This window comes from Paenibacillus sp. H1-7 (assembly GCF_022354825.1).
Taxonomy (GTDB): domain Bacteria; phylum Bacillota; class Bacilli; order Paenibacillales; family NBRC-103111; genus Paenibacillus_S.
In genome coordinates this window covers 5,021,398-5,034,730 of record NZ_CP031168.1, presented here as the reverse complement: position 1 = coordinate 5,034,730, position 13,333 = coordinate 5,021,398, and the positions used below count along the sequence as shown (strand labels likewise).

General features: G+C 45.8%; 13 protein-coding genes and 1 pseudogene. 12 read left to right on the top strand and 2 right to left on the bottom strand.

What is annotated here, in order from left to right; all coding sequences use genetic code 11:
- Window positions 1–179: 179 nt before the first annotated feature.
- A complete protein-coding gene (locus DVH26_RS22205) occupies window positions 180–1,037 on the bottom strand; it encodes an ATP-dependent DNA ligase (RefSeq protein WP_239625489.1) in 858 nt (285 codons plus the stop codon).
- Between the two features lie 79 nt (window positions 1,038–1,116).
- On the bottom strand, window positions 1,117–1,950 hold the full coding sequence (ku, locus tag DVH26_RS22200) for a non-homologous end joining protein Ku (protein ID WP_239625487.1): 834 nt from the start codon (window positions 1,948–1,950) through the stop codon (window positions 1,117–1,119).
- A gap of 189 nt (window positions 1,951–2,139) precedes the next feature.
- On the opposite strand from ku, the gene DVH26_RS22195 reads away from it, so the two are divergent.
- The 12 genes and pseudogenes from DVH26_RS22195 to DVH26_RS22140 all read left to right on the top strand — a co-directional run bounded on the left by DVH26_RS22195 (window position 2,140) and on the right by DVH26_RS22140 (window position 13,321).
- Window positions 2,140–3,141: a Gfo/Idh/MocA family protein gene (locus tag DVH26_RS22195; protein WP_239625485.1), complete on the top strand. Its 1,002-nt coding sequence runs from the start codon at window positions 2,140–2,142 to the stop codon at window positions 3,139–3,141.
- A gap of 149 nt (window positions 3,142–3,290) precedes the next feature.
- A complete protein-coding gene (locus DVH26_RS22190; protein WP_239625483.1) occupies window positions 3,291–3,716 on the top strand; it encodes a MarR family winged helix-turn-helix transcriptional regulator in 426 nt (141 codons plus the stop codon).
- Between the two features lie 240 nt (window positions 3,717–3,956).
- A pseudogene (locus DVH26_RS22185) lies at window positions 3,957–4,373 on the top strand (MFS transporter); the annotation flags it as partial.
- A 95-nt stretch (window positions 4,374–4,468) separates the two neighbouring features.
- Window positions 4,469–5,083 carry a carbohydrate ABC transporter permease gene (locus DVH26_RS22180; protein ID WP_345774009.1) on the top strand — a complete coding sequence of 205 codons (615 nt, stop codon included), beginning with the start codon at window positions 4,469–4,471 and terminating at the stop codon, window positions 5,081–5,083.
- A 23-nt stretch (window positions 5,084–5,106) separates the two neighbouring features.
- Entirely contained in the window at window positions 5,107–6,036 is a 930-nt protein-coding gene (locus DVH26_RS22175) for a metallophosphoesterase family protein (RefSeq protein ID WP_239625481.1), read from the top strand.
- Window positions 6,037–6,440: 404 nt separating this feature from the next.
- Entirely contained in the window at window positions 6,441–7,106 is a 666-nt protein-coding gene (locus DVH26_RS22170) for a GntR family transcriptional regulator (RefSeq protein ID WP_239625479.1), read from the top strand.
- A 20-nt stretch (window positions 7,107–7,126) separates the two neighbouring features.
- Entirely contained in the window at window positions 7,127–8,818 is a 1,692-nt protein-coding gene (gene ilvD, locus DVH26_RS22165) for a dihydroxy-acid dehydratase (RefSeq protein ID WP_239625477.1), read from the top strand.
- Window positions 8,819–9,015: 197 nt separating this feature from the next.
- Window positions 9,016–9,540: a VanZ family protein gene (locus DVH26_RS22160; protein WP_239625474.1), complete on the top strand. Its 525-nt coding sequence runs from the start codon at window positions 9,016–9,018 to the stop codon at window positions 9,538–9,540.
- A 63-nt stretch (window positions 9,541–9,603) separates the two neighbouring features.
- Complete coding sequence (locus DVH26_RS22155; RefSeq protein ID WP_239625472.1) at window positions 9,604–10,302, top strand: response regulator transcription factor; 699 nt, start codon at window positions 9,604–9,606, stop codon at window positions 10,300–10,302.
- Window positions 10,295–11,404, top strand: a complete 1,110-nt coding sequence (locus tag DVH26_RS22150) for a sensor histidine kinase (RefSeq protein ID WP_239625469.1) — start codon at window positions 10,295–10,297, stop codon at window positions 11,402–11,404. Before DVH26_RS22155 ends, DVH26_RS22150 begins: the two co-directional genes overlap by 8 nt.
- 158 nt (window positions 11,405–11,562) lie before the next feature.
- Complete coding sequence (gene vanY, locus DVH26_RS22145; RefSeq protein ID WP_239625467.1) at window positions 11,563–12,420, top strand: VanY-A/VanY-F/VanY-M family D-Ala-D-Ala carboxypeptidase; 858 nt, start codon at window positions 11,563–11,565, stop codon at window positions 12,418–12,420.
- 34 nt (window positions 12,421–12,454) lie between these two features.
- The gene (locus tag DVH26_RS22140) at window positions 12,455–13,321 is read left to right on the top strand and encodes a carbohydrate ABC transporter permease (RefSeq protein ID WP_239625465.1); all 867 of its coding nucleotides are present in this window, start codon (window positions 12,455–12,457) and stop codon (window positions 13,319–13,321) included.
- Window positions 13,322–13,333: the final 12 nt, after the last annotated feature.

The following is a 13,333-nucleotide window of genomic DNA, read 5'->3' as shown; positions in this document are numbered from 1 at the left end:
TAACCATGGTATTGTCGTCCCAGTCACTTTTTCAGGGAAATTTTCTCCATATACTATTAACCAGTTGTCTTGCTGCTATACACGCTAACCGCAAAACATAAACCCCCGGGACCTAGAGTTCCGAGGGCTTATGCTTATGTATAACGTTATATATTTCAAATAAGAGCAGATGAAGCAGGCTAAAGAAACCGTACGAATGAAGGGTCTCTCAAAAAGCCATCCTTTGAGTACTTTTGAAACTTTATTCGAGCTTTTATTACCGGCAATAATGAGACTATATCTTCAGACTCCTTAAGGATCAGCGGCTTAGACGCTGCTAAAAGCGTTAGTTTATCTACAAGGGTAAGCCCGGATGAGACAAACCCGGATTCTCTAAATCCTCTAGCTTTGTCCACTGCAGAAATTCTAATTTTAGTACTATCGGATGTATAACCGGTCACGAAGAAATCATCGTACTGCCAATTCATGATTTTTAACCATTCGTCAGACCGGTCTCCGATATACAGACTATCTTTCTTCTTGGCGACCATACCTTGCATATCGCGCTTTCGGATTTCTTCAAAGAGCTTGCTCCCATTGTTCTCAATAAAGGGGATGAACCCTATATTCCGGTTGCCCAGATCGAGCTGCCGAAGAATTTCCCGTCTCTTCATTAAAGGCAAGCCTCTAAGATCTCTGCCTTTGTAAAACAAGATATCGAATAGGATGTAATTACATGGATTATGTATGCTTTGCTTCTGAATCTCCTGGTGGTTTCTTAACGAAAAGCGCTGCTTTATACAATCCGAGTCGATATGGCCGCTGTGCTTATCAACATTGGCAATCACGCCATCCAATACGATGTCATCATCGATGTGAATATGGTAGATCTCCGGGAAAAACCGGGTTACATCACGATGAAATCGGCTGTATAAATGAGTGATTTGGTTGACCTGCGAGTAGATGAGACGGTAACCTTCGATTTTGGGTTCAAAAATATATTCATTATCATCAAACGGTTCTTCGTAGCCTTCTAACAGCATTGGTTGTAAAAACATGAATTAACACCTCTAGGTGCAATTGTAACAAGTAACAGGCACTTAATTCATGCGTTAATTCATGGTTTTGGAGGAGCATTTATCCAGATGCGGGCTTTGGAGCTTTCTTAGCTTTCGTAGTTTTCTTCTTGGGCGATGCATTGTTATCTGAAGCCTGTTCGATACTCGCCTGCAGCGCTGCCATAAGATCGATGACATTTGTAGACGGAGCCTCTGGCGTGACGGTGATTTGTTTTCCTTCCACTTTCTTGTTGATCGCATCCAATACGCGGGCTCTATATTCGTTTTCGTACTTTTTGGGATCAAATTCCGTGGATAGCTGTTCAATGAGCATTTCAGCCATTTGGAGCTCCTTAGGACTCACTTCTACATCAGGTGTCAAATTAGGGACATCTCCGGCAGATCGAATTTCGTCAGGATAAAAGATTGTTTCCATAGCGATGCAGTTATCCACTAATCGAATCGCGGCTAGGCTGCCTTTACTGCGTAATGCGACATTGGCAATCCCGATTTTACCTGTATTTTTTAACGCATTAAACAGCAAATTGTACGCATTGACTCCTGTTTCGGCCGGGCCCAGAAAGTATGTTTTTTGAAAGTAAATAGGGTCTATGTCGTGTAAATCAACAAAATCAATAATCTTGATTTCTCGTGATTTTTCCCCGCCGATCGCCTCCAGCTCGTCTTTTTCAAACACTACAAAGTGACCGGGCTGATATTCATAACCTCGTACAATGTCCTCATTTTGCACTTGCACATCACAATTTTTGCAGGTTCTCGTAAAGGAAATAGGGCCCCCGCAAACATTATGGAGCATACGCATAGAGATGTCCTTGTCCTCTGTGGCAGCATACATCTTGACAGGGATGTTAACCAATCCGAAACTGATTGCGCCTTTCCAGATCGTGTGCATTGATGTCTCCTCCTTGCAGGAAATTTTCTATTATTTTTCCCATAACAGGCAGGAATTAACCAATGAGATATAGAAACGGGAGTAGTCATATTTAGAAGATTAACGAAAGTCTATGAAATGAAGGAAGAGCTGCCATGGCGCACTCATTACATTTATCCTACTCGATATGATTGAAAGGGTGTTATGCTTATGAAATTAGCGATTATCGGTGCGACCGGGCACATCAATTATGTATTCAGCGGCTTGAGACAGCTCCCTGAGGTCAAGTTGGCCGCTGTGGCCGTCGGTTCCGCTGGCGAGACAATGGACAAGGTTATCCAAACAGCGCAAAAGGAAAGTCACTCGCCGGCCGTTTATGAGGATTACTTGAAGCTGCTGGACGAAGTTGAGCCGGATATCGTGGCGGTCGCATGTTACTTTCACGACCATGCCCGAATTACAGCGGAGGCGCTGCGCCGAGGCATTCATGTATTTGTCGAAAAGCCGATCGCGACGACGCTGGAAGACTTGGCTATGCTGCGTGAGGTGTATGCCGCTGCAGAGGGGAAGGGCGTACATCTTGCTGCGATGTTCGGCATCCGTTATCAGCCGGCATTTTTGACGGCATGGCACGCGGTTTGCGATGGGGCGGTAGGGGAAGTACGGCTGCTTCAGGCACAGAAGTCCTATCGGCTCGGTCGCCGTGGCGAGCATTTCACGAAGCGGGACACCTATGGCGGCACAATTCCTTGGGTCGGCAGCCATGCGATTGATTGGGTACGCTGGTACAGCGGCCAACGCTTTGAAACGGTCTATGCCACGCATTCGACCCTATTCAATGAGGAGCATGGCGAGCTGGAGCTCACGGCACAGTGCCAATTTACGATGTCAGGCGAAATCGGCGCGTCAGTCAGCATCGACTATTTGCGGCCGAACGAGGCACCGTCGCACGGCGACGACCGGATCCGCATCGCCGGAACGGCCGGCGTGCTAGAGGTCCGGGATCAGCAGGTACTGCTGATCAATGGAAGGCACAATGGCGTGCAGGAGCTGCCGTTAGTGCCGAAAGGCGAGATATTCGCCGATTTCGTGCAGCAGATTAAAGGAGAAGGGCGCTGCTTGGTGAGCGCCGAGGATTCGTTTTACGTGACGGAGGCCTGCTTGCGTGCGCTTAGGTCGGCGGATGAGAAACAGGTCGTACGTTTTGAATAATTAGTCATCACTAATGGATCCCCGGGTACTTATGTGCCACGGGGATTTTTATATACCTCAATAGATTTAGGGGAGTTGACTCTGGAAAAGCGGTGTGATTATAATGGTCGTAACAACTATATTCATGTCAACTAAAAGTGGGGATAACCATGGAATTAGAAAAATATATCGGTGTTAATGTACAGCGGGCAGCTCTAAGGCTTAACAACTATTATCAAAAAGTGGTCAATCCGTTTAATATTACTGTAGAACAGTGGGAAATACTCGTAGTTTTGTGGGAAAAGGAAGGGATTACCCAGAAGGAGCTTGCAGAAAGGCTGCACAAGGACCAGACGAACGTTGCGCGAATGCTGTTCAAGCTGGAGAAGAAGAGATTTATTTATCGTGAGACCCATGAAACGGATCGAAGGTCTTTGCGCGTCTATTTGACTCCTGAAGGCCGTGATATGAAAGATCAAATTCTTGCTCCTTCCATCGAAGCTTACAAGAACACCATTAAAAATTTAACCGAAGAGGAAGTTGATACATTCCGAAGGGTACTGAACGTAATGTATAACAATGTCAATGATTTATAATCAGCAGTGAAGTTCGGCCATCATTTGATTACTTAGGTATCATTAAGTTAAGGAGGTCATATACTTGCTGCACTATTATAGACGAGACAACTTTATTTGCCTATGGAGAATGTAGCTAAGACTAACTCCAATTAATTTATTAAAGGCAGGTCATATACTTGTCGCGACCATTATAGTTAGGACTATTATTCAATAATAAAAGAGATTATACTATAGGAAACAACTCAAAAAAGTGTCGGGATCTTTGACTCCAATTACAGAGCATTGACTATTGGAATCATACTTGCCGTCACTACTGTGGCGTTTGAAGGATTGGCGATCACTACGATCGCTCCGAGTCTTGCCCAACAATTAGATGGCCTTCACTTGTACGGCTGGATATTCAGCGCGTTTCTTCTGGCGCAAATCGTAGGAACTATGATTATGGGGCAGCGGATCAACAAAAATGGTGTTTTTGTAGCATTTATTGCTTCCATACTTTGTTTCGTGATCGGTATTGTTATCGCGGCTGCTTCACTGAATATGATAGTGTTAATCGCAGGGAGGGTGTTTCAGGGGCTTGGTGCAGGTGCCATCATTACTTGCGTATATTACAGCATTACTCTAGGTTATCCCGATAGGATGAGAACACAGATCCTTGCCATGTTTTCCGGCGCATAAGAGGACCGATCTGCTGCGGCAGGCGAATTCCCGCTTCACGTAAGCCTTCAAACATAAAACGCGTCTTGCTAGGCGGAACAATCCAGTTTATTATGACAGTATTGATGGCTTTTCCATTATCTAGGACACCGCGGAGATTTAAGGGACGCAACGTATATATGTGGTGCCTTGTGATCGCCATGCTTTTCAGCGGAGGCTTGATCCCGTGGTATCTTACGATCCGTTCTGTCGGCTTGATCGATACGATCTGGGCGCTCGTTCTCCCCGGTGCGGTGCCGATATTCAACGTCATATTACTGATGAATTTTTACCGCAACTTGCCGAAGGAGCTGGACGAAGCTGCCATGATGGACGGCGCGGGACCGTGGAACACGCTGTTCCGCCTATATCTTCCGCTCGGCCTTCCAGCTATTGCTACAGTAACGCTGCTTAGCGTAGTAGGGCATTGGAACGCTTTTTTCGATGGATTGGTGTTAATCCATACGCCTGCTAACATGCCGCTGCAAACCTATATCAACACCTTCTTGCTGCAGCCGGCGCAAATAGACAATATGGATCCGGAGATGCTGAAGACGCTTATGCAAACGTCCGACCAAGGACTGAACGCCGCCAAGGTGATGGTCAGCATGATTCCGATCTTGATGATTTATCCGTTCCTGCAGCGGTATTTCATTCACGGGATTGTGCTCGGCTCAGTGAAGGAGTAAAAGTAGAAAAGGAGTCGATTCCTATGGGCAACGACAAGATCAAATTCGGCGTTATGGCCGATATTCATCAAGATTTCATGTACCGGGCCGAAGAGCGGCTGCAGCAATTCATTGATCGAATGAACGAAGAGAACGTCGATTTTATTATTCAGCTTGGAGATTTCTGTTTCCCTTACCCGCAAAATAAACCGTTTGTCGCCCAATGGGAACGGTTCACCGGCCCGAAATACCATGTGCTGGGCAACCATGATATGGACAAGTGCGACAAGAAGACGATCATGGAATATTTAGGCATGGAGCGCAATTACTATTCATTCGACAGTGGAGATTACCATTTCGTCGTGCTGGATGCGAACTACTTGCTGCTGGAGGGAAGCTGCGTCGATTACGAGCATGGCAACTATCACAAGCACCCCGATGCGATAAGCAACTTGACGGAAGAACAGCTCGAATGGCTTCGGGAAGATTTGGCCGCAACGAACAAGACGACGATTCTGTTCAGTCATCAAAATCTGGAATCGCCCTACAACGATTTCAACTATGGCATCAAAAACAGCGATAAGCTGCGGGCGATTTTACGAGAAGCGAATGAGCAGGCAGGGTTCCGCAAAGTGATTGCGTGTCTGAACGGTCATAATCATCTGGACGGGGTCAAGGTGATTGACGATATTTACTTCATTCATATTAACAGCATGTCCTACTTCTATATGGGCAAAGACTATGCGGCTACCCGTTATTCAGACGAAGTCATGAAAGCTTACCCATTGCTGGCCAATACAGCGCCATATGAAGACGCATTATACGCTATCGTAACGCTGGAACCGGGAAAGATCAGCATTGAGGGCAGAGAATCGGGCTATGTCGGACCGGATCCTGTTGCATGCGGACATCGCAATCATGCCGGCGGTCATGTGGTCACGGCACGCATATCGGATCGGAAGCTGCTATATTAAAAGCAGGTACGACAGCACGTTGATATCGGGATTAAAAAAATCATGGTAGAATCTTCGATGTTTTCGGAGTTTTTAGAGCGGTTGATCGACGAGTGTTCATAGTCAGGAACGGGTTAGGTATTATTAACAAGCCATCGCGTGTTAACGCGGTGGCTTTCATTACTGTGTGGTGGTCTAATTAGTAAATTACGCCTCGAATATGTGGAATAACCGTTTCACCCGATAGCAGGTGTACTAGATCCGTCTCAGTTAGTGAGGTTCGAATTAGGCAGCGCCAATCAAGCCACCTATGTGATGGGGCTTTATTTTTTTGCTCAGAAGCAGTCTCCAATAAAACCTCTTGCAATTAATATATGTATGCGATATATTGCATATAAGTAAACATGGAATTGAGGATGATAACCATGCCAGTACCTACCAATTTTGTCTCGCCAGCACGGATGTCCGCCAAAGAAAGGGCCTTCTCGCAAATTCAGAGATGGATAATCGATGGAACGCTGCAACCCGGGGAAAAACTGATCGACGCCGAATTGGCGGAATCGCTTGGCGTAAGCCGCACACCGATTCGGGAAGCTTTTCAGCTGCTCGAAGTACAAGGGCTTGTTACCACGCATCCTGGAAAAGAAACCAAAGTAACAGAAATTGAGAAGGACGACATCTTCAAGATGTATTCAACGATGGCAGCCCTTCAGGCTTTAGCAGCCGAAATCACCGCCAAGTCTATTGTTCCGGAGCAAATCGAACAGCTCCGAGCGATTAATCTGGATTTTGCAAATTCCATTAAGAGCGGTCAAGCTTATCAAGCCATGGAGGCAGATGAGCAGTTCCATAACCTCATTGTAGAGCTGTCGGACAATCCTTACATCGCTTCATTCAGCGCTTCGCTTCAAATTCATATCCGGCGTTTTAAATATGTGTTCTTAAAGCAGCCGATGGCTGCGACACAGGCTTCAGTCGATGAGCATGCATCAATCATTTCAGCTTTTGAGAAGAATGATAGTGATAACGCTCAGGCTATGATGAAGCAGAATTTCATCCGTCCGATGCAGGAGCTGCACGGATTACTCTAAAGAGACTGGAGAGATGTACAATGTCGAACGGAAAAGATCTCCGTATTCGCAGCAAAGTAATAAGTGAAGGTGTGAATCGGGTACCGAACAGAGCGATGCTGCGCGCTGTTGGTTTTACAGATGAAGATTTCAAAAAGCCGATGATTGGCGTAGCCAGCACTTGGAGTGAGGTAACCCCGTGCAATATGCACATCAATGATTTGGCTGTTCAAGCCAAGCAAGGCGTCCGTGACCACAGTGGCGCTCCATTAATTTTTAATACGATTACCGTCTCAGACGGCATCTCGATGGGGCATGACGGAATGCTGTTCTCGCTGCCAAGCAGGGAAGCCATTGCGGATTCTATTGAGATTGTTGCAGGGGCCGAGCGCTTTGACGGTCTTGTGGCGATAGGCGGATGTGACAAAAACACGCCTGCCTGTCTGATGGCTATCGGGAGGCTGAATATTCCTTCCGTTTATGTGTACGGAGGCACGATACAGCCTGGGAAACTTGACGGTAAAAACGTCGATATCGTTTCGGCTTTCGAAGCAGTCGGTCAATATCATGAAGGTAAAATTACGGATGAACAGCTCTATAAGGTAGAATGCAGCGCTTGCCCGGGCCCAGGCTCCTGCGGCGGCATGTATACCGCAAATACAATGGCTGCTGCGGCGGAAGCAATGGGGATGAGCCTGCCCGGCTCCTCATCAACCCCAGCCATTTCACCTGATAAAGGAGCCGAATGTGCTGCAGCAGGCAAGCAAGTTATATCGTTGCTCGAACAGGAGATCTATCCCAAAGACATTATGACGAAAAAAGCGTTCGAAAATGCGATTACGGTTGTTATGGCTTTGGGTGGTTCAACAAACGCATTCCTGCATTTGCTCGCCATTGCCCATTCGGTAGAGGTCGATTTAACATTGGACGATTTTGAGCGGATCCGTCTGCGTGTTCCTCATTTGGCGGATCTGAAGCCAAGCGGCCGGCATGTCATGCAGGATTTGAACGAAATTGGCGGTGTTCCGGGTGTAATGAAGCTATTACTCGCTGAGGGGCTTCTTCATGGTGATTGTCTGACGGTCACAGGGAAAACCTTGGCGGAGAATCTAGCCGAAGCAGCTCCGCTGCAGGACGATCAAGAGATTATTCGTCCATTGAATCAGCCGCTAAAGCCGAATGGACCCTTGGTTGTACTGAGAGGTAACCTTGCACCTGAAGGCGCCGTTGCCAAAATGTCAGGTATGAAGAAGCAGCGCTTTGTCGGACCGGCCAAGGTATATGACAGCGAAGAGGACGCAACCGAAGCCATTTTGAGAAATGAAATCCATAAAGGCGATGTACTGGTTATTCGCTACTGTGGCCCAAAGGGCGGACCGGGTATGCCGGAGATGCTATCTGTTACTGCGCTGATTGTAGGTAAGGGGCTTGGCGGGGAAGTCGCCCTTATTACGGATGGCAGGTTCTCTGGAGGCTCGCATGGATTCGTAGTCGGCCATGTATCACCCGAGGCACAGGTAGGCGGTCCAATCGCGCTGCTAAGGAGCGGGGACATAATAACCATCGACAGTGAAACCCAGCAGATTATGTTTAACGCATCCGAAGAGGAGCTGGCTGCTCGGGCACGTGCATGGGTGAAACCACCGCTCAAAGCTTCTTCGGGTGTGCTAGTCAAATATGCAAGACTCGTATCCTCTGCATCTAAAGGTGCAGTGACCGATCTCTCAGAATAAAAATAATAACCTAAGACACGGCTGCCGCGATGGATTCGGCAGCCGTCTTGTGCTAACGGGCAGAACAATATCAATTTAATGAAAATTTTAGATTTAGCCTCATTTCTTTTTAAATAGTTATCCTTAACATAGGGTGAATAAGTGGTCTCGGTTATCATTCACTGGAGATTGAGCTTAAGGAAAGTAGAGGATGAGGAATGAAGCAGAAGAGATTATTATTTGATATTGTGATCCAAGCACTGCTCGGCTTGTATGTGTTCGGATTATTCAAAGTGATATTATTTAAGTTCGGCACGATGGATGTGCCATTTCTATATCGCCAGCTGAGACGAAATTTGGCTAACCCTCATTATATTGCCTCGCGGCTGAATGAAGGGAATCTGATTCCGTTTCATGAAATATCCAAATCATTTCACGTATTTTCGAGCCATCTGCTCTATAACCTGTTAGGAAATATCGTGATTTTCATCCCTTACGGTATTTTACTTGGCCTATTATCTATAAACAAAAGAAAGCTATCGTTTGTAGATGCGCTCCTGTGTTCTTTTGGTTTAAGTCTATGCTTGGAATGCGCGCAAACCGTATTTTCCATTGGAATTTTTGATGTTGATGATCTTATTCTAAATTCCTGCGGGGGCTTGATCGGTTGGATTGCGTTCCGATTATGTGCTAAGTTTAAGGTAGCTGTACCAAATTCATTCACCAAGCCAAGCGAATCTTAGCCGGAATCACTAGGAATAAACGATTTAATATATGTAATACTACGTATTACGGAGGTAGAGTGTATGAAGTCTATTACGATTCTAATAGCTGATGATGAGGCGGAGATTGCCGACCTAATTGAGCTGCATTTGAAGAAAGAAGGCTACCAGTGTATCAAAGCGGCTGACGGTCAGGAAGCAATCTCGGTTGTTAATACACACTCTATTGATTTGGCGATTTTAGATATTATGATGCCTAGAATGGACGGTTATGAAGTAACAAGGCAAATTCGAGAGAAACATCCGTTTCCTATCATTTTTTTAAGCGCTAAAGCTACCGATCTCGATAAGATTGCAGGGCTGGTGAGAGGAGCGGATGATTATGTGACCAAACCGTTCAATCCGATGGAGCTGGTTGCACGAGTCAACGCCCAGCTGAGACGGTCCATGCAGTTCAATCAATCGATGCAAGTGATGAGTAAGCCTGCTTTGGAGGCTGGAGGGCTGATTATCAATCCTGAAGAGCGAACCGTGTTCTTATACGGCAAGCCTGTTGAATTAACTCCGAAAGAGTTCGACATTTTATTTTTGCTTGCCAGCTATCCCAAGAAGGTGTACAGCACGGAAAATATCTTTGAGCATGTGTGGGGAGAGGCATACTATGAAGGCAGCAATACGGTAATGGTACATATCCGAACCTTGCGGAAAAAGCTTGGAGAAGACATGCATAAGAACAAACTGATTAAAACCGTCTGGGGGGTGGGGTATTCGTTCAATGGATAACGTAATCCGAAGCTTTCGGTTTAAAATGATTTTACTATTCGGCTTGAGTATGTCTTTATCCGCTGTATTTACCTATATCCTCTTTAAAATCCTGCAGCTCTATTATCATACGACGAAGTTTGAGGATCCATCTACCAAACTGCGTTTTTTCATTCGAGAAATCGGGGATGTGAATTTCTTTTTGATCATATTTTTCCCGGTCTCCTTTTATCTGTTCTTTCTGTTCACCAAGCGTTATGCGGCTTATTTTCATGTCATATCCAACGGGATTAACCAGCTTGCGAACGGTGATTTTAACAGTCGTATAAGTCTACATTCCAATGATGAATTTGGGGATATAGCGAGAGACATTAATCTGGCAAGCCAAAAATTGCAGCAGGCTATACAAAGAGGAGATTTTGCGGAAAACAGCAAGGAGCAGCTGGTTTTGAATTTGGCTCATGATTTGCGAACGCCGCTGACATCTGTTATAGGCTATTTGGATTTCATGCTTCAAGACGATCAGCTGACTATTGACCAAAGGAAGCATTATACAAGCATAGCTTTCACCAAAGCCCAGCGTCTGGAGAAGCTGATTGACGAACTGTTCGAAATCACCCGTATGAACTACGGAAAACTTACCATGGAAACAACGACGATCGATCTTAACGAGCTTCTCATCCAATTAACCGAAGAATTATTCCCTGTGCTGGAGAAAAATAATTTAACGGCCAGATTGAATATGACCCCTCATATGATAGTCTGGGGTGACGGTGAACTGCTGGCACGCGTATTTGAAAATCTTCTGACGAATGCCATTCGTTATGGAGTAGACGGCCAGTTCATAGATATTCAATGCCATCCTGATGCAAAAGATGTAGTGATTCAAGTAGTCAATTATGGAGACAGTATTCCCCAGAAGGAGCTGCCGCATATCTTCGACATGTTTTTTACCGGGGATAAGGCGCGAACTCATAAAGACGGGGGATCCGGTCTTGGCTTGTTCATAGTAAAGAATATAGTAGAGCAGCATCACGGCACCATTACGGCTCAAAGCAATCTCGTTCGTACGGTATTTGAAGTTCGTCTGCCACAAAAAAACATACCTGTAGAGCCCGCGTAACATAGGGGTTACTTGACATCGTCAGCTGGTAGGGACGATGTTTTTTTATTTTCAAGGACACAACTCTGATCCTGTGGTTTTAGAAAAATTTTAATTTTTGCGCTGCTTTTTCTTTAACAGTTTTCCTTAGTCTAAATGTAAGAAGAGGAGGACTGAAAATGAAGAAGTGGCTATTTTTATTTGCCGTACTTTTGGTGGCAGGGGGTATCGTCTTCGAACAGAATGAACAGCTCATGCAGGGCTACCCAGCTCGTGAAAAGGATCAAGAAGCGGTATCACAACTAAAACAACAAACGATAACGATCACAAAGGATCAGGTTTACCAAGGTGATCTGTTGTTGGTGAATAAGGAGTATCCCGTTCATAAAGAGGGAATCAAATCCGATGTGATCAAGCTGTCTCAGCATAAGCAGCTGATAAGGGGATATGGTTTGTTGGACAACCGTATTCAATTATCGGAGAGTGTGGCGCAACGATTTATAGAGATGGTGGGTGCTGCACAAAAAGATAAAGTCAGCCATTTCTCTATTACTAGCGGTTATCGCGGCCTGGAAGAGCAGAGTCAGCTTTATCAAGAAATGGGTTCGGATTACGCTCTTCCTGCTGGTTACAGCGAACATAATTTAGGGTTATCCCTTGATATCGGTTCTACGCAAATGGAGATGAATCAAGCGCCTGAAGGAAAGTGGCTGAATAAAAATGCGTGGAAATACGGTTTTATCTTACGCTACCCGAAGGATAAAGCAGCGATTACGGGGATCCAATATGAACCGTGGCATTACCGCTATATCGGACTGCCTCATAGTGCCATTATGCAAGAGAAACGATTTGTCTTGGAGCAATATTTGGATTACTTGAAGAAGGAGAAGAGCATTGCGTTTACCGTTGACGGTACAAAATATCAGGTCGCCTATTACCCGGTATCCCAAAATACCGCCATTAAAGTGCCGGCCAACCGCCAATATGAGATTTCCGGCAACAATATGGATGGAATCATTGTAACAGTACGCCTTTGAACTTTGGCTTTTGGAAAGGATGTTGTAGGCAACCATGAAGAACTGGCTCCGCAAGGATGCTTCGGTGGCATGGATGTTCCTCGCGCCGAGCGTTATCGGCTTTGCGCTGTTTTACCTGATACCGTTCGCTATGGGAATGTACTATTCTTTCATGGACAGTACGGTGGACGGCCATTTTGTGGGACTGGATAATTACCGAGAGCTGCTGGCGAGCGACTCCTTTCGGAAGGCGGCATCCAACACATTTTATTTTAGCGCTGTTAGTGTCCCGCTTATGCTTGTGCTGTCGCTAAGCTTGGCGATGCTGCTGAACCAGAATGTATACCTTCGAAATTGGCTGCGCACTGCGTATGTGCTGCCGCTTGTCGTTCCTGTAGCTTCGACCCTGCTGGTCTGGCAAATTTTGCTTGATTGGAATGGTTCCTTGAACGCCTGGATGAGCGGCAGCGGTATCGAACGAGTGGATTGGATGAAGACCGATCATGCTCGAATCGTGATCATTGCCGTCTATCTATGGAAGAACATCGGCTATAACGTGATTTTATTCTTGGCGGGACTGCAGCAAATCCCGAAAGATTATTACGACACCGCTCAAGTGGAAGGGGCAGGTCGTTTACGGCAGTTCGGCAGTATTACGATTGTCTGCTTAACATCCACCATATTCTTCGTAGTCATTATGTCGATCATTAATTCGTTCAAAGTATTTAGGGAAACGTATTTGATTGCCGGCGATTATCCGCATGACAGTATCTACATGCTGCAGCACTATATGAACAACATGTTCACATCGCTCGATATTCAGAAGTTGACTGCGGCGGCGATCTTGATGGCGGGCTGCATCCTTCTGATCGTCACTGGATTGTTTGCGGTTGAACGCCGGTATCGTCAGTTTATGGAATAGGGGGAAGGTTGG